Annotated in this window: 23 protein-coding genes; 16 read left to right on the top strand and 7 right to left on the bottom strand. The window is 70.7% G+C overall.

Features of this window, described 5'->3' with window-relative positions:
- Window positions 1–39 precede the first annotated feature (39 nt).
- The 4 genes from trxA to GBB76_RS11240 form a co-directional block, all read right to left on the bottom strand.
- A complete protein-coding gene (trxA, locus tag GBB76_RS11255) occupies window positions 40–966 on the bottom strand; it encodes a thioredoxin (RefSeq protein WP_152303385.1) in 927 nt (308 codons plus the stop codon).
- A gap of 78 nt (window positions 967–1,044) precedes the next feature.
- The gene (locus tag GBB76_RS11250; RefSeq protein ID WP_152303384.1) at window positions 1,045–1,566 is read right to left on the bottom strand and encodes a prolyl-tRNA synthetase associated domain-containing protein; all 522 of its coding nucleotides are present in this window, start codon (window positions 1,564–1,566) and stop codon (window positions 1,045–1,047) included.
- A gap of 36 nt (window positions 1,567–1,602) precedes the next feature.
- Complete coding sequence (locus tag GBB76_RS11245) at window positions 1,603–2,745, bottom strand: hypothetical protein (RefSeq protein WP_152303383.1); 1,143 nt, start codon at window positions 2,743–2,745, stop codon at window positions 1,603–1,605.
- Between the two features lie 13 nt (window positions 2,746–2,758).
- A complete protein-coding gene (locus GBB76_RS11240) occupies window positions 2,759–4,174 on the bottom strand; it encodes an MBOAT family protein (protein ID WP_152303382.1) in 1,416 nt (471 codons plus the stop codon).
- A gap of 258 nt (window positions 4,175–4,432) precedes the next feature.
- Here GBB76_RS11240 and GBB76_RS11235 point away from each other — a divergent pair, with 258 nt between their 5' ends.
- On the top strand, window positions 4,433–5,236 hold the full coding sequence (locus GBB76_RS11235) for a gamma-glutamyl-gamma-aminobutyrate hydrolase family protein (protein ID WP_152303381.1): 804 nt from the start codon (window positions 4,433–4,435) through the stop codon (window positions 5,234–5,236).
- 109 nt (window positions 5,237–5,345) lie between these two features.
- Here the strand turns inward: GBB76_RS11235 and GBB76_RS11230 are convergent, their stop codons facing one another.
- Window positions 5,346–6,020 carry a GntR family transcriptional regulator gene (locus GBB76_RS11230; RefSeq protein WP_152303380.1) on the bottom strand — a complete coding sequence of 225 codons (675 nt, stop codon included), beginning with the start codon at window positions 6,018–6,020 and terminating at the stop codon, window positions 5,346–5,348.
- A 116-nt stretch (window positions 6,021–6,136) separates the two neighbouring features.
- Between GBB76_RS11230 and GBB76_RS11225 the strand changes: the two genes are divergently transcribed.
- The gene (locus GBB76_RS11225; RefSeq protein ID WP_202911082.1) at window positions 6,137–6,364 is read left to right on the top strand and encodes a Trm112 family protein; all 228 of its coding nucleotides are present in this window, start codon (window positions 6,137–6,139) and stop codon (window positions 6,362–6,364) included.
- A 6-nt stretch (window positions 6,365–6,370) separates the two neighbouring features.
- On the opposite strand, the gene GBB76_RS11220 is transcribed toward GBB76_RS11225, so the two are convergent.
- A complete protein-coding gene (locus tag GBB76_RS11220; protein WP_152303379.1) occupies window positions 6,371–7,615 on the bottom strand; it encodes a ubiquinone biosynthesis hydroxylase in 1,245 nt (414 codons plus the stop codon).
- A gap of 126 nt (window positions 7,616–7,741) precedes the next feature.
- Between GBB76_RS11220 and GBB76_RS11215 the strand changes: the two genes are divergently transcribed.
- The 10 genes from GBB76_RS11215 (at window position 7,742) to GBB76_RS11170 (ending at window position 21,623) form a co-directional block, all read left to right on the top strand.
- On the top strand, window positions 7,742–8,617 hold the full coding sequence (locus tag GBB76_RS11215; protein ID WP_152303378.1) for an acyl-CoA thioesterase II: 876 nt from the start codon (window positions 7,742–7,744) through the stop codon (window positions 8,615–8,617).
- A 322-nt stretch (window positions 8,618–8,939) separates the two neighbouring features.
- Complete coding sequence (locus GBB76_RS11210; RefSeq protein ID WP_152303377.1) at window positions 8,940–9,278, top strand: P-II family nitrogen regulator; 339 nt, start codon at window positions 8,940–8,942, stop codon at window positions 9,276–9,278.
- Window positions 9,279–9,329: 51 nt separating this feature from the next.
- The gene (locus tag GBB76_RS11205; RefSeq protein ID WP_152303376.1) at window positions 9,330–10,694 is read left to right on the top strand and encodes an ammonium transporter; all 1,365 of its coding nucleotides are present in this window, start codon (window positions 9,330–9,332) and stop codon (window positions 10,692–10,694) included.
- Window positions 10,695–10,938: 244 nt separating this feature from the next.
- Window positions 10,939–12,207 (top strand): aminotransferase class I/II-fold pyridoxal phosphate-dependent enzyme, encoded by a 1,269-nt coding sequence (locus tag GBB76_RS11200; protein WP_246668898.1) that lies wholly within the window; start codon window positions 10,939–10,941, stop codon window positions 12,205–12,207.
- Between the two features lie 46 nt (window positions 12,208–12,253).
- Window positions 12,254–14,953: a DNA translocase FtsK gene (locus GBB76_RS11195; protein ID WP_246668897.1), complete on the top strand. Its 2,700-nt coding sequence runs from the start codon at window positions 12,254–12,256 to the stop codon at window positions 14,951–14,953.
- Window positions 14,954–15,104: 151 nt separating this feature from the next.
- Complete coding sequence (locus tag GBB76_RS11190) at window positions 15,105–15,884, top strand: outer-membrane lipoprotein carrier protein LolA (protein ID WP_152303374.1); 780 nt, start codon at window positions 15,105–15,107, stop codon at window positions 15,882–15,884.
- A 330-nt stretch (window positions 15,885–16,214) separates the two neighbouring features.
- On the top strand, window positions 16,215–17,033 hold the full coding sequence (locus tag GBB76_RS11185; RefSeq protein WP_152303373.1) for an exodeoxyribonuclease III: 819 nt from the start codon (window positions 16,215–16,217) through the stop codon (window positions 17,031–17,033).
- 150 nt (window positions 17,034–17,183) lie between these two features.
- Window positions 17,184–17,396 carry a lipoprotein gene (locus GBB76_RS11180; protein ID WP_152303372.1) on the top strand — a complete coding sequence of 71 codons (213 nt, stop codon included), beginning with the start codon at window positions 17,184–17,186 and terminating at the stop codon, window positions 17,394–17,396.
- Between the two features lie 15 nt (window positions 17,397–17,411).
- Window positions 17,412–18,683 (top strand): diaminopimelate decarboxylase, encoded by a 1,272-nt coding sequence (lysA, locus tag GBB76_RS11175; RefSeq protein WP_152303371.1) that lies wholly within the window; start codon window positions 17,412–17,414, stop codon window positions 18,681–18,683.
- A 174-nt stretch (window positions 18,684–18,857) separates the two neighbouring features.
- Window positions 18,858–21,623 carry a TIGR02302 family protein gene (locus tag GBB76_RS11170; protein ID WP_202911081.1) on the top strand — a complete coding sequence of 922 codons (2,766 nt, stop codon included), beginning with the start codon at window positions 18,858–18,860 and terminating at the stop codon, window positions 21,621–21,623.
- Between the two features lie 168 nt (window positions 21,624–21,791).
- On the opposite strand, the gene hpt is transcribed toward GBB76_RS11170, so the two are convergent.
- Window positions 21,792–22,382 (bottom strand): hypoxanthine phosphoribosyltransferase, encoded by a 591-nt coding sequence (gene hpt, locus GBB76_RS11165; RefSeq protein WP_152303370.1) that lies wholly within the window; start codon window positions 22,380–22,382, stop codon window positions 21,792–21,794.
- Window positions 22,383–22,616: 234 nt separating this feature from the next.
- On the opposite strand from hpt, the gene ftsE reads away from it, so the two are divergent.
- The 4 genes from ftsE to GBB76_RS11145 all read left to right on the top strand — a co-directional run bounded on the left by ftsE (window position 22,617) and on the right by GBB76_RS11145 (window position 25,472).
- Window positions 22,617–23,276 (top strand): cell division ATP-binding protein FtsE, encoded by a 660-nt coding sequence (gene ftsE / locus GBB76_RS11160; RefSeq protein WP_152303369.1) that lies wholly within the window; start codon window positions 22,617–22,619, stop codon window positions 23,274–23,276.
- A gap of 13 nt (window positions 23,277–23,289) precedes the next feature.
- Window positions 23,290–24,348: an ABC transporter permease gene (locus tag GBB76_RS11155; protein ID WP_246668896.1), complete on the top strand. Its 1,059-nt coding sequence runs from the start codon at window positions 23,290–23,292 to the stop codon at window positions 24,346–24,348.
- A gap of 9 nt (window positions 24,349–24,357) precedes the next feature.
- The gene (locus GBB76_RS11150; protein ID WP_152303368.1) at window positions 24,358–25,059 is read left to right on the top strand and encodes a YdcF family protein; all 702 of its coding nucleotides are present in this window, start codon (window positions 24,358–24,360) and stop codon (window positions 25,057–25,059) included.
- An 89-nt stretch (window positions 25,060–25,148) separates the two neighbouring features.
- Entirely contained in the window at window positions 25,149–25,472 is a 324-nt protein-coding gene (locus GBB76_RS11145; protein WP_152303367.1) for a hypothetical protein, read from the top strand.
- The last annotated feature ends 21 nt before the right edge of the window (window positions 25,473–25,493 follow it).

Below are 25,493 nucleotides of genomic sequence, written 5' to 3'. Positions count from 1 at the left end.
TGCCTTGCGGCGATTGCGGGCCGGCGGCGGCCCCGGGCGTCAGGCGAACAGGATCGAGGACAGGCGGCGGCGGCCGGCGATGGTGTGCTCGTCGGTCGGCCCCCAGGCCTCGAAGAACTGCACGAGCTGCTTGCGCGCGCCGTCGTCTTCCCAGGCGCGGTCCTTGCGCACGATGGCGAGCAGGTGGTCGGCCGCCTCCTCGCGCATGCCGCGCGCATTGAGCGCCAGCGCGAGGTCGAAGCGCGCCTGATGGTTGAGCGGGTTGGCGGCGACGCGGGCTTCCAGCTCGCGCACATCGCCGAGTTCGGCGGCCGCTTCCTCAAGCTCGATGGCGGCGCGCACGGCGGCGAGGCCGCTGTCATTGGCGGCGGTCTCGGGCGCCAGCGCCAGCGTCGCCTTGGCCTGTTCGAGATCGCCGGCGAGAAGCTGCGCGCGGGCGAGGCCGGCGAGAGCCTTGAGGTTGGCCGGCTCCTCGCCGAGCACGGCGGCGAAAATCTCGGCGGCGCCGACGAGATCGCCCTCGGCGAGCGCGGCCTCGGCCGAGGCGATCACCTCGGCGATGTCGTCACCGGCCGAAGCGCCGGCGAGCCGGTCGACCAGCGCCTGCACCTGCGTCTCGGTCTGCGCGCCCATGAAGCCGTCGACCGGCTGGCCGTTGACGAAGGCGTAGACGGTCGGCAGCGACTGGATGCCGAGCTGCTGGGCGATGGCGGGGTGGTCGTCGGTGTTCATCTTGGCGAGGCGCACCTTGCCCTTGGCGGCGCGCACGACCTTCTCGATGACCGGCGTGAGCTGGCGGCAGGGGCCGCACCACGGCGCCCAGAAGTCCACCAGAACCGGGCGCTTGCGTGATTCCTCCACGACCTCCTTCATGAAATCGCGGGTCGTGACGTCGATCACGACATCGTCGCCGGCCGGTGCCGTGCCACCGTTCGCGGCCGGGGAGGAGGGCTGGTTCAGCAACATGGGGCGTCCTCGCAATGGGGCTCGTACTCGCCGTCTAAGATGGTCGGCCGCGCCGCGAATGCAACCGGCGCGGCGGGCTTACGCCTCGTCCGCCGCCTCGCTGCGGCGCGGCACCGCGAGGATCACCGGCTCATGCCCGGTGGCACGCAGGAAGCGCACCAGATCGTCGCGGCCTATGGTGGTGGTCGCGGTGTTGACCAGCGGATGGCAGTTGATCGCCGCGTGCTCCATGAGCCCGGCGTCGAGCACCACGCTCACGCGGCCTTCCGTATCGTTGACCGGGCCGAAGGCCGTCACCGCGCCGGGCTTCACGCCGAGCACCTCCTCCAGCAGCTCGGCGCTGCCGAAGGAGAGCTTGCTCGCCGCCCCGAGCGGGATGTGCAGGTTCTTGAGGTCGACGCGGGTCTCCTCCTCCACCACGACGAGGAAGAGGTTCCCCTTCTTGTCCTTGAGGAAGAGATTCTTGGTGTGGCCGCCGGGTATGTCGCCGCGCAGCGCCTGCGAATCCTCCACCGTGAACAGAGGCGGGTGCTCGACCGTGCGCTGCTCGATGCCGAGCGCGGCGAGGCGGGCGAGAAGGTCCTGGGAGGAAAGGGGCATGGAAGGGCCGGGGCTGAACGGACGGGAAGATGCCTTCTAGTGCGCCGCCGGCCCGGTGGGCAAGGCGTTCGGCGCCGCCACCCCGGCAGGCGCGAGGGAAGCGTCGCAGGGAAGATACCGCTCGACCGGGATGTAGATCAGGATATCGGGCCGGAAACGCTCGATCAGGCCGCGATCGAAGCGGCAGCTCCGGTGATGCGCCCACGCGAAGGCGGAGCTTCGGGTCGCTATCAGGCCACGCCAGAAATCGCGGGTGAAGGAATCCCCCACCACCATGATTCGTGGCCCGGCATGGCCGGTCTCGAACGCTTCCGAATGAAAGATCGGATGGTCGGCTTCCATGACGGCGCCCGCGACCGGCGCGAGGTTCTGCGGGGCGATGAAGGGCTCCTGCCACTGAAAGCGCCGATCGGGCGGATCGGGTTGCTCGAGCCCGGCAAGGCGCAGCAGATCGCCATCGGGCCGGGCGACCGGCGGTCCCAGCGCGGCCTCGGGGCTTACGGCGAGGTCTGGCCGGCCGGCCGCGTCCATCGCCGCGTTGAAGGCAAGGAGGGCACCGCGCTCGTTCCAGTGGGTGTCGTAGCGGAAATAGATCGGCCCGTCTTTCTTGGCCGCCTCCATCAGCGGACGCAGGTCGACGAAGGGAATGCCGTCCGCTGCCATCCGTTCGGCGATCAGGTCGTATTCGGTCGGCGTCTTCATGGCGCGGCGGGCATAGGCGGGCAGGTTCTCGCGCGTGACGGTCTGGGCGTTCGGCGCGATGAGGGCGACGAAGCGGCCGCCCAGCGCCGTCACCTGCGCGTCCAGCGATCGCGTAAAGTCGACGAAGCCGGCGACGGCCCCGGGGCGGACCGTCTGGCCGAGCGATTGTTCGAGCGTGGCGTCGTCGCGGATGAACAGGGCGCCGTTCTCGCCTTCCAGCACGCGGTCGCTCGGCGGCGAGCCGATGAAGCGCAGATAGCGCCCATGGGCCGCCAGCACCGCGCCGCGGAAGCCGAACGTGTCGTTGATATAGGGATCGAGATGGCGGGAGGCGTTCCTCCACCATCGGGCGGCCGGGGCGAGCGCGGTGCGCTCGGGCGCCGGCAGGTCGGGCAGGAACAGCCCGAGGGCCGGCAGGCACAGCACCGCGAAGAAGAAGACCGCCAGCCAGCGCCTCAGTCGCAGCAACAAGGTCATCCCCGTCTCCCCCTCAGAACCGGAAATACAGGAAGGGCGCATAGGCCGAGGCGCCCACCGAGACGAGGCAGAGGCCGAACATCAGCACGATGGCCAGAGTGTCGCCCGCACCCGCGAGCGCGGCGCGCAGGCGCGCCGGCAGCGAGAGCGACGGCATCCTCGGCAGGCCGAACATGGCCAGCGGCCAGCCCAGAACCAGCATGGCGCTGGTCATCGGAACAAGCTCCAGCGCCAGAGGCAGCGTCGGCGGCCCGGCGCCGTTGAGGCCGGCCATGCCGGCAAACAACGCGAGCGCGCCGGGCAGGCTGTCGGCGCGGAACCAGACCCAGCCGGTGAGCACGACGAGCAGCACATAGGCGTGGCGCAGCACGCCCGGCCCGGCGCGCAGGAGGGCGCCGAAGCGCGTGCGCTCCAGCACCAGGAAGGCGCCGTGATGGATGCCCCAGATCACGAAGTTCCAGCTCGCCCCGTGCCAGAGGCCGCACAGCAGGAACACGGTCCACAGATTGACCGCCGTGTGGAGGTGGCCGTGCCGGTTGCCGCCGAGCGGGACGTACACATAGTCGCGGAACCAGCTCGACAGGCTCATGTGCCAGCGCCGCCAGAAATCGGTGATCGACCGGGCGCCATAGGGCAGGTTGAAGTTGCGCGGGAACCGCAGGCCCATCGCCAGCGCGAGGCCGATGGCCATGTTCGAGTAGCCGCCGAAGTCGAAATAGATCTGCAGCGCATAGGCGCTGACGCCGAGCCATGCCTCGCCGAGAGTGGGCGCGGCGGTCCGGTCGAACACCACCTCGGCGACGGGCGCCACCTGATCGGCGATCAGCACCTTCCAGGCGAGGCCGATGACGAAGATGCGCAGCCCCGCCGAGACCCGCCCGAGCGTCGTCCGGCGCGCGCGGATGCGGTCCGCGATGGTCGAGTAGCGCACGATCGGCCCCGCCACCAGCTGCGGGAACATGGTGAGATAGACCGCGATCTCCTCCAGGCGGCCATTCGCCCGCGCTTTGCGGCGATAGACGTCGACCAAGTAGGAAATGGCGTGGAAGGTGAAGAAGGAGATGCCGAGCGGCAGGGGCAGGCTGGCGCCCGGCAGTTGGAGCGGGGCCGGCAGCAGAAGGTTCAGGTTCTGCGTCAGGAAGCCGAGATATTTGTAGACGACCAGCGCGGCGAGATTGGTGGCCACCGCGAGCACCAGCATGCGCCGGCGCCGGGGCTCGGGGAGCGGGTCGATCGCCCGCGCGAACAGGTAGTTGGCGACGACCGAGACGGCCAGAACGGCGAGGTTGGAGAGCCCGCCCCAGGCGTAGAAGACCAGCGAGAAGGCGAGGAGGACGACGTTGCGCGCCCGCGTGCCCGGCAGGACGAAGTAGCAGGCCAGGAACGCCGGCAGGAAATAGAACAGGAAGGAAACCGACGAAAAAACCATGCGAACCTGCGGCGGCGCCTCTTCGTTGCGCCCCTTGCCCGGGCCCTTTGGCCGCGTTCCTTGGCCGCGTTCCCTGGCCGCGCTCTTGCGGCGGTGGCCCGATGCCGCCGGAACCTATCGTTTCGACCGGCGATCCGGCAACCAAAACCTCGCGCGCCGCCCACCCCCTCGTGCGCCGCATGGCCGCCGCGCCGGCGCCGCCGTTGACAGCCGGGGGGCGCCGGTACCACATCTGACCGCGAGCATGCGGGAGACATCATGCGTCCAGTCATCGGTGTGATCAGCGACGTGAAGGCCAGCGGCGGCCACGTCGTCCATGGCGTCACGGAAAAATACATCTACGCGGTCGCGCGCGGCGCGCAGGCCATGCCGGTCCTCATCCCCGGCACCATCTCGGCCGTCGATGCCGACATGGCGCCGGAGCGCGCGGTGATCGACGAGATCTTCGATCTGGTCGACGCCATCTTCCTGCCCGGCAGCCCCTCCAATGTCGCCCCACAGCATTATGGCGACGTCCCGCACGACCCGCCGCTACCGGCCGATCCTCATCGCGACGACATCTCGCTGCCGCTGATCCGCGCCGCGCTGGAGCGGGGCGTGCCGCTGTTCGGCGTGTGCCGCGGCTTCCAGGAGATGAACGTCGCGCTGGGCGGCACGCTGTTCCAGAAGCTCTACGAGCAGCCCGGCCGATTCGACCATCGCGAGGATTCCACCCGCGACATCGAGACCCAGTACGGGCCGGCGCACGACGTGGCGCTGGCGCCCGGCGGCCTGCTCGCCGGCCTTGCCGGAACGGATCGCTGGCAGGTGAACTCGCTGCACGGGCAGGGCGTGGCGAATCTGGCGCCGGGCGTCGTGGTCGAGGCGCGGGCCGAGGACGGCACGGTCGAGGCCTTCCGCGTGCCGGACGCGCCGGGCTTCAACATCGCCATCCAGTGGCACCCGGAATGGCGCTTCTGGCAGGACCGGCTGTCCTCGGGCGTGTTCACCGCCTTCGGCGCCGCCGCCCGTCTGGCGGCCGAGCGCCGGCACGGCGCTGCGCGGCTGAAGGCTGCGGGCTGAGCCGCGCGCCGTCATCCTGGACGGCCGAAGGCCGATCCGGGATCGTCAGCCGAATGGAAAGCGATCCCGGCTCTGCGGCTTCGCCTTCGGCCGGGATGACGTTCGGGGGCTACCCGAGCTGCGCCAGCAGGTGGCCGATGCCGTCGCGAATGTCGGCCTCGATGGCGCGGCGCAGCGCCGCTGCGTCGCCGGCCCGGAGCGCAGAGAGCGCCTCCGCGTGGCGGTCGACCGTGTAGTGGCGCTCAAGATCGGCCAGGGCGAGGCGCATGAACGGGCCGATCTGCAGCCAGACCGATTCGATCAGCGGCAGCAGCACATTGTCGGGCCGCCCACCATAAAGCGCGGCGTGGAAGGCGAGGTTGGTCTCGATCATCGCCTCGATGTCGTCGGCCGCCACCGCCGCGTCCGATTCGCGGTTGAGCTCGTCCAGCCGCGCGATGAAGGCTGCGTCGGCGACGCCGAGCGCGCGCGAGGCCGCCTCGCATTCCAGCAGGGTGCGCGCGGCCATCAGTTCCTCGAAGCGGCGGGCGGTCATTTCCGGCACGCGCACGCGGCGATTGTCGAGCAGCACCAGCGCCCGCTCGGCCACCAGACGCCGCAACGCCTCGCGCACCGGCATCGAGGACACGCCGAGCGCGTCGGCGAGCCCGCGGATCGTCACCGCCTTGCCCGGGGGGAAACGGCCGGACATGACCGAGCGCCGCAGGCGGCGGAACACCCATTGTTGCAGGGTCTCGCCGTCGAGGCGCTGTTCGTGGGAGAGGTCGAGGGCGTGCAGGTCCATCAATCGCTGTCGTGGCGGGGCGCGGGAAGAAACGGGTAGCGACGTGAGAATGTCAGCTTGCTGCGCTATATAGCGGGAATCCGTCGCCGTCGCCGATATCAAGAAGGCCCGCGCCCATGACCGTGAATTCCGACAAGCCCGCCGCCCGCTCCGGCTACGAGATCGACCCGAAGCTGCTCGAACTGCTGGTGTGCCCGGTGACGAAGGCGCCGCTGGACTATGACCGCGAGGCCCGCGAGCTGATTTCCCGCGCCGCCCGCCTCGCCTATCCGATCCGCGACGGCATCCCGATCATGCTCGCCGACGAGGCCCGCGCGCTCACCGAGGATGAGCTGGCGCGCTAGCCGTCTTCAGAGCGCCTCGCCGCGCAGCAGCTTCGGCGCCTGCCCGCCAATGCCGGCGGCGTCGCGGATGAAGAAGGACTTCAGCGCCGGCATGCGCTCGACGAGGCCGAGGCCGACGTCGCGCACGAGGCGCACCGCGTCCGAGCGGATGCCGAACAGCCGGTTCAGCCCGTCGGTCGCCGCGCCCATGGCCAGCGTGTCGAAGCGGCGCCAGCGCTGGTAGCGCTCCAGAACGTCCGGCCCGCCAATGTCGAGGCCGAGGCGGGCGGCGTCGGTGACGGCCTCCGCCAGCGCCGCGACGTCGCGCAGGCCCATATTGATGCCCTGCCCGGCGATGGGGTGGATGGTGTGAGCGGCGTCGCCCACCAGCGCCAGCCGCTCGCCGATGAAGGCGCGCGCCATCTGGAAGCCGAGCGGGAACGCCTTCGGCTCGTCGAGGATCTCGATCTCCCCCAGCTCCAGCCCGAAGCGGCGCTCCAGCTCGTCCTTGAGCAGAATGCGCGGAAGGGCGAGCAGGCGCGCGGCGGTGTCGCTCGCCTCGGTCCAGACAATGGAGCAGCGATTGCCGGTCAGCGGCAGCATGGCGAAGGGGCCGGCGGGAAGGAAATGCTCGATCGCCTTGCCGCCATGCGGGCGCTCATGGCCGACCGTCATCACGATGGCGGACTGGCCGTAGGGCCAGCCGACCACGCCGATGCCGGCCAGCGCGCGCAGCTTCGAGCGGGCACCGTCGCAGGCGGCGAGGAGGCCGGCGCCGATCTCGCCGCCGCCGGCGAGGGTGAGCGTCGTGCGGGCCGGGCCGGCGGCGAAGCCGGCGACCGGGGTCGGCAGAAGCGCGATGTCGCGCGTGCGCGCCAGCGCCGTCATGGCGTCCTGAAGCCGCGCATTCGGCACCATATGGGCGAAGGGCTCGCCCGGCCGGACCTCGCCGTCGAAGGACAGGAACACCGGCCGCGCGGCGTCGCCGAGCTTCGAATCGGTGATCTCCATAGCGAGGATCGGCTCGGCCTCGGCGGCGACGTGCTCCCACACGCCGAGCGCCTCGAACAGCCGGCGGGCGCCGGCGGCGATGGCCGAGGCGCGCATGTCGGCGCTGCGCGGCAGCCCGTCCGCGGCGGGCGCGGCGAAGGCGGGGTCGGCAATGGCGATCCGCGCCCCCGCGCCCAGCCCCTGGCGTAGCGCCAGCGCGAGGGAGAGGCCGGCGAGGCCGCCGCCAGCGATCACCGCGTCATAGGTCTGCCGCTGTCCCATCCGCTTCGCCTCTCGCTTCCTTCGCCCGTCGTCCGCATTGTGCGGGGGGCATCATATGCCTTAGCTACCCGCCTCGAACAATGCGCCCGATCAAGCCGCGCATCCCGCGCAGGAGAGTCGCCGCCGATGCCGAACCACGTTGCCGAGCTGGTCGATGTGCTCGATCTGGAGCCGCTGGAGGAAAACCTGTTCCGCGGCTCCAACCCGCCGGAAAGCTGGCCGTTCCGCACCCGCGTCTTCGGCGGGCAGGTGCTTGCGCAGGCGCTGGTCGCCGCGCAGCGCACGGTCGATCTCGCCGCCCATTCCATGCACGCCTATTTCCTGCTCGCCGGCGATCCCACCATCCCGATCGTCTACGAGGTCGAGCGGGTGCGCGACGGGCGCAGCTTCGCCACCCGCCGCACGGTGGCGATCCAGCACGGGCGGCCGATCTTCATCATGTCGGTGTCGTTCCACCGCGAGGAGCCGGGGCTGGAGCACCAGCTCGACCTGGAAATGGTGGTGCCCACTCCCGAGGAGGTGCCGGGCATCGAGGACCTGCCGGCGGCGGTGCTCGAGCGCCTGCCCCAGCCGGTGCGCGACTACTGGATGCGCCCGCGCCCGATCGAACTGAGGCCGATCGGGCTCGGCGAGGCCCGCAGCGCGCCGCGCCGCGCCCTCTGGTTCCGCGCCGCCGGAGCGCTGGCGGATGATCCGGGCCTGCATCGCGCGGTGCTGGCCTATGCCAGCGACATGACGCTGCTGGAGGCGACGACGCTGGTGCACGGCACCAGCGTGCTCGGGCAGAACATCCAGGCGGCGAGCCTCGACCATGCGCTCTGGCTGCACCGCCCCTTCCGGGCCGACGACTGGCTGCTCTACACGCAGGACAGCCCCAGCGCCTCCGGCGCGCGCGGACTGGCGCGCGGGCTGGTCTACGACCGCGCCGCGCGGCTGGTGGCCTCGGTGGCGCAGGAGGGGCTGATCCGGCAGGTAACGCCTACAGCCAAGGCATCTGCTTGAAAATTAATCAGCATGTGGCAATTGTTGGGCGGGCACCGATGGAGGCCCGCCCGTCCGATCAAGAAATGAGCAGCGGCCTTTCCCCCGCACGCCTTCCTAGCCATGGGAAACCCGCCGACTCACGGCTTGCCGGCGCTGGTGAACGGAGATTCGCCGGGGTGCGACCGGCACGAAACCGTTTGCGCCGCACGGTTGGCACGCGAATTGATTCCCTGTTCGCGGCTTGACCGAAGGGTCGGAGTGTTATCCGCCTGGCCGAGTCCGAAATGAAACGCCCGGAACCCTGTCGCCAGCGGTTCGGGGCCAAGCGGGGACAGGAACCATGAAGATCGTCATGGCTATCATCAAGCCTTTCAAGCTTGAGGAAGTCCGGGATGCGCTCACTGGGATAGGTGTGCACGGACTGACCGTCACGGAGGTCAAGGGATACGGCCGTCAGAAGGGCCACACCGAGATCTATCGCGGCGCGGAATACGCGGTGAGCTTCCTGCCGAAGCTCAAGATCGAGGTCGCCGTGCCTTCCGATCAGGTTTCCAAGGTCATCGACGCCATCACCGTCTCGGCCAAGACCGGCCAGATCGGCGACGGCAAGATCTTCGTCTATGCGATCGACCAGGCCGTGCGCATCCGCACCGGTGAGACCGACGCCGACGCGCTCTGAGCCCGCGTCATTGATCCCGACATTTTCCGATTGCGACGGAGCATTGAACCCATGACGACGAAGAACTGGATACGCGCGGGCCTTCCCGTGCTGGCGACGACGGCGCTGTTCGCGGCCGCCGCTTTCGCCCAGGACAACCCGGCCACCGGCGCCGAAGCCACCGCTGAGGCCGCCGCTGTGGTGGCCACGGTGGACAAGGGCGACGTCACCTGGATGATGGTCTCCTCCATCCTCGTGCTGTTCATGACGGTGCCCGGCCTCGCCCTGTTCTATGGCGGCCTGGTGCGCGCCAAGAACATGCTCTCCGTGCTGATGCAGGTCACGGTCATCGCCGCGGTGATGATGCTGATCTGGGTGTTCTACGGCTACTCGCTCGCCTTCACCTCGGGCAACGCCTTCATCGGTGGCTTCGAGAAGGCCTTCCTCGCCGGCGTGACGACGGAAAGCCTCGCCGACACCTTCTCGGCCAATGTGAAGATCCCCGAATACATCTTCATCGTCTTCCAGATGACCTTCTCGGCCATCACCCCCGCGCTGATCATCGGCGCCTTCGCCGAACGCATGAAGTTCTCGGCGATCGTGCTGTTCTGCGTCCTGTGGGTGACGTTCGTGTACTACCCGATCGCCCACATGGTGTGGTTCTCGGAGGGCTACCTCTTCGCCATGGGCGCGCTCGACTTCGCCGGCGGCACCGTGGTGCACATCAATGCCGGTATTGCGGGCCTCGTGGGCTGCATCATCATCGGCAAGCGCACGGGCTACGGCAAGGAACTGATGCCTCCCCACTCGCTGCCCTTCGCGATGGTCGGCGCCAGCGTCCTGTGGGTCGGCTGGTTCGGCTTCAACGCCGGCTCCAACCTCGAAGCCAATGCCGGCACCACGCTCGCCGTGATCAACACCTTCGTCGCCACCGCCGGCGCGATCGTGGGCTGGTCGCTCATCGAGTGGCTGGCCAAGGGCAAGCCCTCCATGCTCGGCGCGATCTCCGGCATGGTCGCCGGCCTCGTCGCGATCACCCCGGCTGCCGGCCTTTCCGGTCCGCTCGGCGCGATCGTGCTCGGCTTCGTCGCCTCGATCATCTGCTTCTTCTTCTGCACCACCATCAAGAACGCGCTGGGCTATGACGACAGCCTCGACGTGTTCGGCGTCCACGGCGTGGGCGGCATCGTCGGCGCCATCGGCACCGGCATCGTGGTCGCTCCGGCCCTCGGCGGCCCGGGCATCGCGGACTACGAGATGGGGCACCAGGTGTGGGTGCAGCTCCAGGCGGTGGCGGCCACGATCGTGTGGTGCGGTGTCGTCTCGGCGATCATCTACTACATCGTCAACATCCTCGTCGGCCTGCGTCCGTCGGTGGAGAAGGAGCGCGAGGGTCTCGACATCGTCGAGCACGGCGAGCGCGCCTACCACAGCTGACATCGCCTGCCTTTCCGCAGCCTCCCGCTGCCTCGAGACCCCGGCCATGCGCCGGGGTCTTTTTTGTTGGCCCGTGCGTTATGGGTCCGTGCGCCCCCTCGCGCGCCGCGCGCCTTCCCGCGCCCGGCCTCTTCGGCCCCGCCCGGCCGCCCTCGTCCTCCATGGTTAAGAACGCCTTTACCGCGCCGGTCCTATTCTGGAGCGAGACGCCGCGCTTTTGCGGCGCATGGCGAGACGTTCACCCGTGCCCGATCCCGTTCTTCAAGGCGTTGCGAGCGACGAGACGACGCGCCCGGCCGCCGATCCCGGCCCGGCGGCGCGCTCGCCCTTCGTGCGGCTGACCGAGCTGCTGGCCGACATCGCGCCGGGCAGGCCGGCGCTGAGCCTTGCCGTGGGCGAGCCGCGCCATGCCATGCCGGATTTCGTCGGCGAGGTGCTCGCCGCCCATCTCGACGGCTTCGGCCGCTACCCCGCCGGCAAGGGCCTGCCCGAGTTTCGCGCCGCCGCCGCCGACTGGCTCGCCCGCCGCTACGCGCTGGCGCGCAGGCCCGACGCCGAGCGCGAGGTGCTGGTGCTCAACGGCTCCCGCGAGGGCCTGTTCTTCGCCGCGCTGATGGCGCGCCGGCTGCTGTCGCCGTCCAAGCAGGCCAGCATCGGCGCCGGCGCTCCCGCCGTGCTGCTGCCCAACCCGTTCTACGCCGCCTATGGCGCGGGCGCGGAGGCGGCCGGCTGCAAGAGCGTCGCCCTGCCGCTGCCGGCCGGAGGGGGCTGGCTGCCCGACCTCGACGCGCTCGCCCCGGAACTGCTCGACCGCACCGTGGCGCTCTATTTCGCCTCGCCGGCCAACCCGCAGGGCACCATCGCTCCGCGCGCCTATCTGGAACGGCTGGTGGCGCTGTGCCGGGCCCATGAGGTGATGGTGTTCGCCGACGAGTGCTATTCGGAGATCTGGCTCGGCGCGGCGCCGCCGACCGGCATATTGGAGGTCGTGGGCGCGGACTTCACCGGCGTCGTCACCTTCAACTCGCTGTCCAAGCGCTCCAGCCTGCCGGGGCTGCGCTGCGGCTTCTGCGCCGGCGATGCGCGCTTCATCGACGCCTTCGGCGAGTTCCGCAACGTGGCCGCGCCGCAGGTGCCCGAGCCGCTGCAATGGGTCGCCATCGCCGCGCTGGCCGACGAGGCCCATGTGCGCGCGAGCCGCGACCTCTACCGGGCGAAGTTCGACGTCGCCGACCGCGTGCTGGCGGGGCATTTCGACTATGAGCGGCCCGATGGCGGCTTCTTCCTCTGGCTGAACGTCGCCGGGCTGCGCACGGGCGCGCTGAGCGGCGGCGAGGCGGCCGCGCGCCGCCTGTGGCAGCGCGAGGGGCTGCGCACGGTTCCCGGCGGCTATCTGTGCCGGAGCGGGCCGGACGGGCGCAATCCGGGCGCCGACTATCTGCGCATCGCGCTGGTGCAGGACCTGGCGACGACCGAGGCGGCGCTGCCCCGCCTGCTGGCCGGGCTGTCCTGAGGCGGATGGGGAACGGGGCGAGATGGGGCGAGAGATAGGGCGCGAGATGGGCCAGACGGGACGCCTGCCGGCGGCGGCGCTACGCGCGTCCCGGTCCGACGCCATGCCGGGGCGCGTTTCCGCCGGCCGCACGGGCAAGGCCGGGGGCGGTGTTGCGGGCAAGGTTCCGGGCAAGCCCGGCGGCAAGGCGGTGGTGCGGGCCAAGGGCCCCCGCCGCAGGAACGCGCCGGGTGGCTTCCTTCCCGAGGAGGTTCGCGGCGCCCTCGGCCGGCGCGGCGCCGAACTCGTCGGTCTCGCTTTGCTGGCGCTGTCCGGCCTGATGCTGCTGGCGCTGGCGAGCTGGTCGGCGGACGATCCCAGCCTCTCCCGCTCCAGCGCGGTCGCCCCGTCCAATTTCCTCGGCCTTCCCGGCGCGGTCTTCGCCGATCTCACCATGCAGCTGTTCGGGATCGCGGCGCTCGCCGTGGTGCTGCCGATCGGCGTGTGGGGCTGGCTGATCCTCACCCACCGGCGCCCGCACCGTCCGCGCGCGCGGCTCATCGCCCTCGTCGTCGGGGTGGTGTTCGCGGCGGGCTTCGCCGCCTGCCTGCCGCGCCTTGGCGGCTGGCCGCTGCCGAGCGGCCTCGGCGGCGTGCTGGGCGAGGGCGTGCTGGCAGTGCCGGCGGCCTTCCGCACCAACTGGCTCGGGGCACTGGACTATGCCGTGATCGGGGGCATCTGCCTTCTGGCCGCCAGCGTCGCGCTGCCGATCGCCGTCGGCGGCGGCCTGGGCGGTGGCGCCGGCCCGGTCGACGACGAGGCGGACGAGGCCGAGTTCGAGGATGATGAGCCGGGCAGGCTCGCCTTCCTGCTCGGCATGTTCACCCATGCCTTTCTCTCGGCCCGGGCCCGTTTCGGCGCCGATGCGCCGCGCCGCCCGGCGCGCGAGCGCCCGCGTCGGGGACTGGGCGAACGGGTGCGCGGTGCGTTCGGCTTCGACGAGGAGGACGGGCCGCCGCTGGCGCGCGGGCCGCGCCACGAACCGAATTTCGGCGGCCGGGACGAGTTCGATCCGGAGGACGACGTCGCCGGCTTCGAGCTGGCCGAGGACGACGTCGCCGACGGTGCCGATCCGGCCGATTTCGAGCCCGCCGCGCCGCCGGTGCCGGCCACCACCGCCCGCCGCCCGCCGCCGCTGCGCTCGATCAAGGGCGGGCGCGCCGCGCTGGAGGAGCAGCGCCGGCGCTACCTGATGCCCGGCCTCGACCTGCTGTCGCCGCCGCCGCCGCGCAGCGGGCCGGCCCTGCCGCGCGAGGCGCTGGACGAGAACGCCCGCCTGCTGGAAGGCGTGCTGGACGATTTCGGCGTGCGCGGCGCCATCGTCAATGCGCGCCCCGGCCCTGTCGTGACGCTTTACGAGCTGGAGCCGGCGCCCGGCATCAAGTCCAGCCGCGTCATCGGCCTCGCCGACGACATCGCCCGCTCGATGAGCGCGATCTCCGCCCGCGTCGCGGTGATTCCGGGCAAGAACGCCATCGGCATCGAACTGCCCAATCCCAAGCGCGACAAGGTGCTGCTGCGCGAGATTCTCGCCGCGCGGGATTTCGGCGAGGCGGCGCACAAGCTCGCCATCGCGCTCGGCAAGACCATCGGCGGCGAGCCGGTGATCGTCGACCTCGCCCGCATGCCGCATCTGCTGGTCGCCGGCACCACCGGCTCCGGCAAGTCGGTCGCCATCAACACCATGATTTTGAGCCTGCTCTATCGGCACAGGCCGGAGAACTGCCGGCTGATCATGATCGACCCGAAGATGCTGGAGCTTTCCGTCTATGACGGGATTCCCCATCTGCTCACCCCCGTCGTCACCGATCCGAAGAAGGCGGTGGTGGCGCTGAAATGGGCGGTGCGCGAGATGGAGGAGCGCTACCGCAAGATGTCGAAGGTCGGCGTGCGCAACATTGACGGCTTCAACGCCCGCATCGCCGAGGCGCAGGCCAAGGGCGAGCAGATCGTGCGCACCGTGCAGACCGGTTTCGACAAGGAGACCGGCGAGGCGATCTATGAGCGCGAGGAGATGGACCTCTCGCCGATTCCCTACATCGTGATCGTGGTCGACGAGATGGCCGACCTGATGATGGTCGCCGGCAAGGACATCGAAGGCGCCATCCAGCGCCTCGCCCAGATGGCGCGCGCCGCCGGTATCCACCTGATCATGGCGACGCAGCGCCCGAGCGTCGACGTCATTACCGGCACCATCAAGGCGAACTTCCCGACCCGCATCTCCTTCCAGGTCACGTCGAAGATCGATTCGCGGACGATTCTGGGCGAAATGGGCGCCGAGCAGCTGCTCGGCCAGGGCGACATGCTCTACATGGCCGGCGGCGGGCGCATCTCGCGCGTGCACGGCCCGTTCGTCTCCGACCAGGAGGTCGAGCGCGTGGTCGAGCACCTGAAGTCCCAGGGCGCGCCGGACTATCTCGACGCGGTGACGACCGACTTCGACGAGGACGGCGAGGACGGCGCCGTCTTCGACAAGGGCGCCATGGGCACCGCCGAGGAGGGCGGCGACCTCTACAGCCAGGCGGTGGCGGTGGTGATGCGCGACCGGAAGTGCTCCACCTCCTATATCCAGCGCCGGCTGCAGATCGGCTACAACCGCGCCGCCTCGCTGGTCGAGCGCATGGAGCGCGAGGGCCTCGTCGGGCCGGCCAACCACGCCGGCAAGCGCGAGATCCTCGTCGAGCCGGCCGGCGCGGAGGGCTTCTGAGCCGATGCCGCGCCCGGACCGCCCGCCTTACCCTGCGTCCGGGCCACAGGATCGCCACAGCGGCGCGCTACCCGCGTCCGGACAGATTTCCGCGCCGCGCCCGTCGATTCGGCGTCGCGCCCCCTCGACGTGCCCCATGGAGATGCGCCCCATGCGCCATCTGATCCGCGCCTGCGTCGCTTCCGCCCTGCTGGTCCTGCCGCTCGGAGTCGCCCAGGCGCAGGTGCCACCGCCGCCCTTCGTGGTGCCGCTGCCGCCCAAGAAGCCGGCGCCGGCGACGATGACCCGCACCGCGCAGGCGGCGCCGGCCGCCGCCGCCAAGCCCGCCGCCAAGCCCGCGACCGTCCAGCCGGCGGCGGCCCCCAAATCCGATCCGAACATCCAGATGGCGGCGACGGCGAACCGCCGCGCGGCGGCCGACACGGTCCAGCGCATCAACGAGTATTTCAACAGCTTCAAGACCATGACCGGCGATTTCGTGCAGGTCGACCCGGACGGTACCCGCCGGCAGGGCGAGTTCTACATCCTCAAGCCCGGCCGCGTGCTGTTCGAATACGCTCCGCCGAGTCCGATCGAACTGGTGGCGGACGGGCGCTCGGTGGCGGTGCGCGACAAGCGGCTGAAGACGCAGGACATCTCGCCGCTCTCGGCGACCCCGCTGCGCTTCCTGCTGGCGGAGAATTTCGACCTCGCCCGCAACGCCAGCGTCGCCGGCGTGTACCAGGACGACATCTTCGCCACCGTGGTGCTGGAGGAGAAGCAGTCCATGGTCGGCACCTACCGGCTGATGATCATGTTCGACGCCAAGACCATGCAGCTCAAGCAGTGGACGGTGACCGACCCGCAGGGCTACGACACCACCGTCGCGGTCTCGAACCTCAACACCGCCGACCGGCCGGATCCGGCGCTGTTCGTCATCAACCGCAATTGACGCTGCGGCTGTCTGAGGCATCATGTTGCCTATGGCAGGCAGCGTCGCTGATCAGTGTGAAGTCAAGCGGGACGGGGGCTGGCACCTTCTCGACATCGTGGAGGCGCTCGTTCTGCGGCCGGAATTGATGCGCTGTCCCGCGTGCCACGGCCGCGTTCGCGCGCACAAGCTCGGTACCACGGGACAGAGGGCGCATTTCGAGCATTTCGAAGCGCATGCCGGCTGCTCGTCGAAGCAAAGCACCTTTTCTGGCCACCGTTCTCTTCATCCTTCGGCGGTGGCTTGATAGAGAGGGTTCCTCTGAGGTCGCCCTCGTGAAGGTTCCCCGCTTTGCCGCTTTCCATCGCCACCTGGAACATCAATTCGGTGCGCCTGCGCATCGGTCTTGTCGCCAAGCTCGCCGCCGAGCAGCAGCCCGACGTCATCTGCCTGCAGGAAACCAAGACGCCGGATGACCGCTTCCCGCTCAAGGACGCGGCGAAGTTCGGCTATCCCCATGCCGCCATCCACGGCCAGAAGGGCTATCACGGCGTCGCCATCCTCTCGAAGCGGCCCTTCGAGGCGGTAAGCCGACAGGGCTTCTGCGACATGGGCGATGCGCGCCACATCTCGGTCGTGCTCGGGCGCGAGGCCGGGCTGTCGGCACCGCTGACCATCCATAATTTCTACATCCCGGCCGGCGGCGACATTCCCGACCCGCAGGTGAACGAGAAGTTCCGCCACAAGCTGTCCTTCCTCGACGAGGCGACCGCCTGGGAGATGCTGCACCCGCAGGACCCGGCGGCGCGTTCGGTGCTGGTCGGCGACCTCAACATCGCCCCGCTGGAGGCCGATGTGTGGAGCCACAAGCAGCTGCTCGACGTGGTGAGCCATACGCCGGTCGAGGTGGAGAAGCTGGCCCGGCTGCAGGCGGCCGGCCACTGGGTCGACGTGATGCGCCGCTTCGTGCCGCCGCAGGAGAAGCTCTACACGTGGTGGAGCTACCGCGCCGCCGACTGGGCGGCCTCGAATCGCGGCCGCCGGCTTGACCATGTGTGGGCGACACCGGCGCTGGCGCCGGCCGCGCAGGCCATGACGGTGCTGCGCGAGGCGCGGGGCTGGGAGCGGCCTTCCGACCATGTGCCGGTCGTGGTGACGTTCGACGCCTGAGCGGACAGCGGACGGCCGTCATCCGCCCGCGAAGCCGCTTTGCGGGCTCGCCTTTCCAGCGCCGCCGTTATAGTTTGCGCCGAGCGTTCCCGCCGGTGCCCGCCGGCGGACGCTGTTCCGTTCTGGTGATCCCAAGCCGAGGAAGCGTCCTTGTCCCGCCGTTCCCCGCTCCGCCCGTCCCGCCTCCTCGCCGCAACGCTCGTCCTCGCGGGCGCGCTGGCGCTGGGCGGCTGTGGCGTGAAAGGCCCGCTGGAGCCGCCGCCGAACTCGCCGCAGGCGCAGCCCGGCCCGGACGGCAAGGTGCCGAAGGATACCGGCCCGGTGAAGCCGAACCGGCCCTTCGTCCTCGACGGCCTGCTCTGACCCGCCGAACGCGCCATGCATCATTTCGCCTATCGTGACGGCATCCTCCACGCCGAGGATGTGAGCCTCCCCGCCATCGCGGCGGCGGTCGGGACGCCGTTCTATGTCTACTCGACGGCGACGCTGGAACGGCACTTCCACGTCTTCACCGACGCCTTCGCCGACATGCGAACCACGCTGTGCTACGCGGTGAAGGCCAATTCCAACCAGGCGGTGATCGCCACCTTCGCCAGGCTCGGCGCCGGCGCCGACATCGTGTCGGGCGGCGAGCTCAAGCGGGCGCTGGCGGCCGGCATCGCGCCGCAGAAGATCGTGTTCTCCGGCGTCGGCAAGACGCGCGAGGAAATGGCCGCCGCGCTCGATGCCGGCATCATGTGCTTCAACGTCGAGAGCGAGCCGGAACTGCTGACGCTCTCCGAGGTGGCGGTGAGCCATGGCGTGGCGGCGCCGATCTCGATCCGCGTCAACCCGGACGTCGACGCGAAGACCCACCACAAGATCTCGACCGGCAAGTCGGAGAACAAGTTCGGCATTCCGGTGTCGCGGGCGCGCGAGGTCTATCGCTATGCCGCCGCCCTTCCCGGGCTGCGCATCACCGGCGTCGACATGCATATCGGCAGCCAGATCACCGATCTCGGTCCGTTCGATAACGCCACCGCGCTGCTGGTGGAGCTTGCCCGCGAACTGATGGCGGACGGCCACCGGCTGACCCATCTCGATCTCGGCGGCGGGCTCGGCGTGCCCTATGTCGCCGGCGAGCCGGACCCGCCGCTGCCCTCCGCCTATGCGGCGCTGGTGAAGCGGCACACGCATAATCTCGGCCTCGGCCTCGTCTTCGAGGTCGGGCGCATGCTGGTGGCCAATGCCGGCATCCTCGTCGCCCGCGTGCTCTATGTGAAGGAAGGCGACGGCAAGCACTTCGTCATCGTCGACGCGGCGATGAACGATCTCATCCGCCCGACGCTCTACGAGGCGCATCACGAAATTTTGCCCGTGCGCCAGCCGGTACCCGGCGGGGAGGGGCAGATCGTCGCGGATGTGGTCGGGCCGGTGTGCGAGACGGGCGATTATCTGGCGCTGGGAAGGCGGCTGCCGGCGCTCAAGGCGGGCGACCTGATCTCGGTGATGACCGCCGGCGCCTATGGCGCGGTGCAGGCCTCGACCTACAATACCCGGGCGCTGATCCCGGAAGTGCTGGTGCGGGGCGAAGAATTCGCCGTGGTGCGCCCGCGCGTGGAGACCGACGCGCTGATCGCGCTCGACCGGCTTCCCGGCTGGCTCGGCTGAGCCCGCCGGCGGCACCGGCCGCGCCGCGCCCGCCACATTCGGCCTCCTCCCGTTTCACGATCTGATGATGAATCGGGCGCGCCTGTTTTCGAGGCAGGGCTGGCGCGCGGGGGACACCATGTTAAGGTGACGCTGGGGCTGGTGTGGACCCACGTGCGTCGGAGGCTCGTACGCGTGACGGCAACACCGGAAGGAACGGACGGCGGCGAGGTGCATCCCGAGGCGGGTGCGGCCCCGCGTGCCGACAATGCGCGCACCGAGGTGCGCCGCGCCGAGCATAGCCTGCGCAGCGCGCTCCAGCGTGCGCGCGCGGCGCTGCTGTGGGAGCGCGTCTGGCCGGCGATCGCCGCCATGGGCGCCGCGCTCGGCCTGTTTCTCATTGCCTCCTGGCTCGGTCTCTGGCTCGCGCTGCCGCCCTATGGCCGCATCGCCGGCCTCGTGCTCTTTGCCCTTGCTTTCGCCCTCGCCCTGGTGCCGGCGCTGCGTATCCGCCCGCCCTCCGCCGGCGAGGCGCTCTCGCGACTCGACCGTGAAAGCCGCCAGCCGCACCGGCCGGCGACCGCGCTCGCCGACCATCTCGCCTCCCGGCCGGACGATCCCGTCGGCGCCGCCCTGTGGCGGGCCCATATCGCGCGCATGTCGGCCCAGCTCGGCAGCCTGCGTGCCGGCCTGCCCTCGCCGCGCCTTGCCGCCATCGACACGCGGGCGGTGCGCGCGCTGGTGATGCTCGGCGTCATCGCCACCTTCTTCATGGTGCCCGGCGACCATCTGCGCCGCATCGCGGCGGCCTTCGACTGGCAGACGCTGGTGGCGCCCAAGCCCTACCGGGTCGACGCCTGGGTGACGCCGCCCGGCTATACCGGCCGCCCGCCGGTGATGCTGCCGGGCCTGCGCTCGCTCGACACCGCCGGCAATGCCGGCGGCGCCGAGGCGGAGCCGACCTTCGACGCCACCGCCCTGACCGTGCCGGCCGGCAGCGAGCTGGTGGTGCGCATCACCGGGCTCGACGAGGCGCGCCTCGTCACCGATGGCCGCCTGACGCCGCCGCCGGAAACCAAGGACGAGACGGCGGATGGCGCCGCGCCCGCGCCTGCCGCCACCGCTCCCTCGGCCCCCGCGCGCGCGGCGAATGGCGAGGAGCGCCGCTTCATCGTTGCCGGCGACGGCTCCGCCCGCGTCGAGGGGCCGGACGGGCGCTTCGTTTCCTGGCACTTCCGCGCCCAGCCGGACGAGCCGCCGAGCATCGAGCTGACCAAGGAGCCGCAGGCCTCCGGCGCGACCGGGCTGGCGCTCGCCTACAAGGCCGAGGACGATTACGGGGTCGCCAGCGCCGAGGCGCGTTTCGCCGCCGTGCCGCCCGCGTCGCCGCTGCACGCGCTGAAGAATGCGCCGCCCCCCGCGCCCGCGCGCCCGCTGGTCGAGGCGCCGAACTTCCCGCTGCCGCTGTCCGGCGGCCGGGCTCGCGTGGCGACCGGGCAGACCACCAAGGACCTGACCGAGAGCCCGTGGGCCGGCGCAAAGGTGACGATGACGCTGGTCGCGCGCGACGAGGCCGGCAATCTCGGCCAGTCGCGCCCGCGCGGCTTCACCCTGCCGCAGCGCAGCTTCTCGAACCCGCTGGCGCGTGCGCTGATCGAGGAACGGCGCACGCTCGCCTTCGACGCCAACCAGCGCGAGCGCGTGCAGGCCGGGCTCGACGCCCTCGCCATCGCGCCGGAGCGTTTCACGCCCGACCCTTCCCATTACATGGGCCTGCGCAGCGCCTATTGGCGGCTCGCCAATGCCCGCAGCGACGAGGATCTGCGCGGCGTCGTCGACTATCTCTGGGAAATCGCCGTGCGCATCGAGGATGGCGACCTCTCCGATGTCGAGAAGCGCCTGCGCGACGCCCAGCAGGCGTTGCAGAACGCGCTCGAGAACGGCGCCAGCGACGAGGAGATCAAGCGGCTGGCGCAGCAGCTGCGCGAGGCGATGCAGGAATTCATGCAGGCGCTGGCGCAGGAGGCGCAGCGCAATGGCGAGCGCGCCGACCGCAGCCAACCCATGGACCCCAACACCCGCACCGTGCGCCCGCAGGACCTGCAGAAGATGCTCGACCGCATCGAGGACATGGCCCGCAACGGCGCCCGCGACGCGGCGCGCCAGATGCTCAGCGAGCTGCAGAACATGCTGAACGGCCTGCAGGCCGGCCGCCAGCAGCAGCGCCGGCAGGGCCAGAGCCAGATGTCGCAGAACATGGACCAGCTCGGCGACATGATCCGCCGCCAGCAGCAGCTGCGCGACCGCACCTTCAAGGAGGGGCGCGACGGCCAGCAGGACCAGGCCTTCAACGATCTCAAGCAGAACCAGGAGCAGCTCCGCGACCAGCTTCGCCAGCTGCGCGAGAAGATGCAGCAGGCCCAGCGCGGCCAACAGGGCCAGCAAGGCCAGCAGGGCGAGCAGCAGGGCCAGAACGGTCAGGGTCAGCAGGGCCAGCAAGGGCAGGGCCAGCAGGGGCAGGGCCAGCAGGGGCAGGGCCAGCAAGGTCAGGGTCAGGGCATGCCCGGCGATGGCGGGCTCGGCGAGGCCGAGCAGGCCATGCGCGAGGCCGAGCAGGCGCTCGGCCAGGGCGACGGCACCGGCGCGGTGGATGCGCAGAGCGAGGCGCTGCAGGCGCTGCGCAAGGGCGCCCAGCAGATGGCCGAGGCGATGCAGCAACAGCAGGGCGGCCAGGGGCAGGAACCGGGCGGCCCCTCGGGCGAGACTGCCGAGCGCAACGACCCGCTCGGCCGGCCGCTGCGCTCGCGCGACTATGGCGACGACGTCACCGTGAAGGTGCCGGACGAGATCGACATGCAGCGCGCCCGCCGCGTGCTGGAGGAACTGCGCCGCCGCTTCGGCGAGCCCGACCGCCCGCGCCTCGAACTCGACTATCTCGACCGCCTGCTGCGCGACTTCTGAGTTCGGCCCGTCATCCCGGAACGGCCCCAGGCCGTATCCGGGATCGGGTGCCGATGCTGGCAAGCGGGCTCGGCAAGCGGGCGTGGCAAGCGATCCCGGCTCTCCGCTTCGCTGCGGCCGGGATGACATCGGGAAATGCGGGCCGGCGCGTGCCGCCGCCCGCCGCCGCTACTTCTCGGCGTCGGGGATGTAGCCGATGAAGGGAAGCTGGCGGAAGGCGTGCGACACGTCCATGCCGTAACCGACCACGAAATAGTCCGGGCACTGGAAGCCGACGAAATCGGCGGTGATCTGCACCGCGCGCTTGTGCGGCTTCTCCAGCAGCACGCAGACCGAGACCCGCCGCGCCCCGCGCGCGGCCAGCAGGTCCTTGGCGAAGGCGAGGGTGCGGCCGGATTCCAGTATGTCGTCGATCAGCAGCACGTCGCGCCCGCGCACATCGGTGTCGATGTCGCGCAGCACCGCCACCTGTCCGGAGGAGACCCGCGCGTCGCGGTAGCTCGACAGGGTGATGAACTCGACCTCCGGCGCGAGGCCGGCGTCGTGCATGGCTCGGATGAGGTCGGCGGCGAAGACGAAGCTGCCCTTCAGCACGGCGATGACGACCAGCTTCTCGGGCTTGGAGGCGACGATCTCCGCGACCAGCTCGCGGTTGCGGCCTGCGATGGTCTCGGCGTCGAAAAGCACCTCGATGCGGGCGTCCCGGTAGGCATTGGCCTCCCCGCCCGGAGCGGCGTCGGTCGTCGTCGGCTGCGTCATCGTCATCCTCGTGCGCGCCGCCGCATGGGCTCGCGGCGCCTGTCATGAGCCTTGTCATCGGTTCGTCAGGATGGACCGGGCGGCCCCTTGCCGTCCAGCCGGGGGGCGTGGATACCGCAGCCGCGGTCTCTGCGCCGCACCGTCTTTTGCCACGCGGCGCAAACGCTATGTTAGGGGTGACTGCGCCATCAGAATCAGAAGGCGGCGCGTCGGGCCAGCCTGAAGGAAAGAGTCTTGGTTCGCTTCGAGAATGTCGGACTGCGCTACGGCATGGGGCCGGAGGTGTTGCGGGATGTCACCTTCGGCATTCCACCGCATTCCTTCCAGTTCCTGACCGGCCCCTCCGGCGCGGGCAAGACGACGCTGCTGCGGCTGCTGTTCCTGTCGCTGCGCCCCACGCGCGGGCTGATCACCATCTTCGGGCGCGATGCCGCCAAGCTCGGCGCCGACGAGACGGCGGCGCTGCGCCAGCGCATCGGCATCGTGTTTCAGGACTTCCGCCTGCTCGACCATCTCAGCACCTATGAGAACGTCGCCCTGCCGTTGCGCGTGCAGGGGCGCGAGGAGGCGAGCTACCGCGCCGAGGTGCAGGAGCTTCTGCAATGGGTCGGGCTCGGCGAGCGCATGCATGTGCTGCCGCCGGTGCTGTCGGGCGGCGAGAAGCAGCGCGCCGCCATCGCCCGCGCGCTGATCGGCCGGCCGGAGATCCTGCTCGCCGACGAGCCGACCGGCAATGTCGACCCCAGCCTTGCGCGCCGCCTGCTGCGGCTGTTCCTCGAACTGCACAAGAGCGGCACCTCGGTGCTGATCGCCACCCACGACATCGGGCTGATGGACCAGTTCGACGCCCGCCGCCTCGTCATCAATCAGGGGCGCCTGACCGTCTATGACTGAGCATCGGAACAGGATGTCGGGCCTGCTGACGGCCGTCGCGGGCCGGCTCAACCGTCCGGCGCGCGGCGCCGATCCGGCCGGCGCCCCGCCTGCCTCCGCCGCACGCGCGGCGCCGGGCGAGAAACCCGCGCCGGCCGGGGGCAAGGCGGGCGCGAAGCCGGGGGGCGCTCCCCTGCGCTCGGCGGCGCAGCGCCCCATCGTGCCCGGCGCCACGGTGACGGCGCGGGCGCTGATCGCAGTCATCGCCATCATGACCTTCCTCGCCGGCATCACCATCGGCGCGGTCTCGGCGGTGAGCAACGTCGCCACCGAGTGGACTTCCGACATCGCCCGCGAGACCACGATCCAGATCCGCCCCGGCGACGGGCTCGACGTCGAGGCGGCGCTGGCCAAGGCGGTGAACGTCGCCCGCTCCACGGAGGGCGTGGCCGAGGCGCGCGCGCTCGACGAGAGCGAGACCGCCGCCCTGCTGGAACCCTGGCTCGGCGCGGGCATCGACCTCGCCAACCTGCCGGTGCCCCGCCTCGTGGTGGTGAATCTCACGCCCGGCGCGGGGGCGCCGGTGCTCGCGGCGCTGCGGGCGAGCCTGGCCGAACAGGTGCCTTCGGCGACCCTCGACGATCACCGGCTCTGGGCCGAGCGGCTGTCCTCCACCGCCCGGACGGCGATGGCGATCGGCCTTGCCGTGCTCGGCCTCGTGGGGGCGGCGACGGTGCTGTGCGTGGCGGTGGCGACCCGCGCGGCGGTGGACGCGGCGCGCTCGGTGGTCGAGGTGCTGCATCTGGTCGGCGCGCGCGACAGCTTCATCGTCTCCGAATTCCAGCACCATTTCCTGACCGTCGGGCTGAAGGGCGCGGCCATAGGCGGCGGGGCGGCCGTCGCGCTGTTCTTCATCGGCTCGACCGTGCCGTCCTGGTTCGCCGTCGACCGCAGCATCGACACGCTGGTCGGGGCGCTGACCATCGATCTGCGCGGCTATGGCGGCATCTTCGGCGTGTCGGTGCTGGTGGCGCTGGTGACGACGCTCACCTCGCGCGCCACGGTCTACCGCACCCTGCGCGGCATCGGCTAGGCTGCCGCCGTGACCGACATTCCTTCGCCAGAGGCCGGCCCGACCGGCGCCCGACCCTCCGGTACCGGCCCTGCACCGGGCCGGCGCGGCCGGCTGCGTTGGCTGGGCCTGCTGCTCCTCGCGCTCCTTGCCGCGCTGCTGACGGGCTTCGCCTTCTTCGTCGCCGGCATCGAGGGCCGCGAGGCGCAGACAAAGCGCAGCGCCGACGGCATCGTCGTGCTGACCGGCACCCCGGACCGCATCGTCGACGCCACCAACCTGCTGATCGACGGGCGCGCGAAGCGCCTGCTCATCACCGGCGTCCATCCCGACACCACGCTGGCCGGGATCAGCCGCAATGTCCCGGCCTCGCAGGAGGCGCTCGAATGCTGCGTCGAGCTGGGCCATTCGGCGCTCAACACGCGCGGCAACGCGCTGGAGGCGGCCGAGTGGGCGCGCCGGAACCATTTCCGTTCGCTGCTGGTGGTGACGTCGGCCTGGCACATGCCGCGGGCGCTGGTGGAACTGCGCCGGACCCTGCCGGAGGTCGAGCTGGTGCCCTATCCGGTGGTGCCCCGGCGCGCCGCCGATGCCGGCTGGCGGGGCACGCTCGGCAAGGCCCGGCTGCTGCTGGTCGAATACGTCAAGTTCCTCGCCGCCTATGCCGGAGTGCGGGTCTGGCCGGCCACCGCATCACAATTTGGAGAGAATGGCGGTTCTTCCGGCCACTGATGCGGGGGAGCAACGGAACATTCAGCATCTTGGCGGATTCAGTACAGGAACGAGTTGACGCCGCTTGGGCATGTTCTAGATTTGTTCTCATGATGACACGCGAAACGATACTGGCCGATTCGCTGCAGGACGCCGGTCCGCTCAGCGCCCGTGGTCTGCTCGCCCGCCGTTTCCGGCTGTGGCGCGGCACCGACGGGCGGCGGCAGGTGTTCTCCGTCTATGCCGCCGAGGAAGCGCCGGACTATCCGGACGCGGTGGCGATTGCCGTGCGCATGGAGGGAACGCGCCGCGTGCCGGTGTGGGCCGGCCCGGCCGGCGCCAAGGCGCGCACCGCGGCGCTCGCCAATGGCGCGCAGGAAATCCATCTGCGCATATTGCCCGAGACCGACAGCGGCGCGCTCGCCCCGCTCTGAGGCCCGCCCGCCGCGCCGCCG

Source organism: Ancylobacter sp. TS-1 (assembly GCF_009223885.1).
Taxonomy (GTDB): Bacteria; Pseudomonadota; Alphaproteobacteria; order Rhizobiales; family Xanthobacteraceae; genus Ancylobacter.
This window is presented reverse-complemented; position numbering and strand designations above follow the sequence as displayed.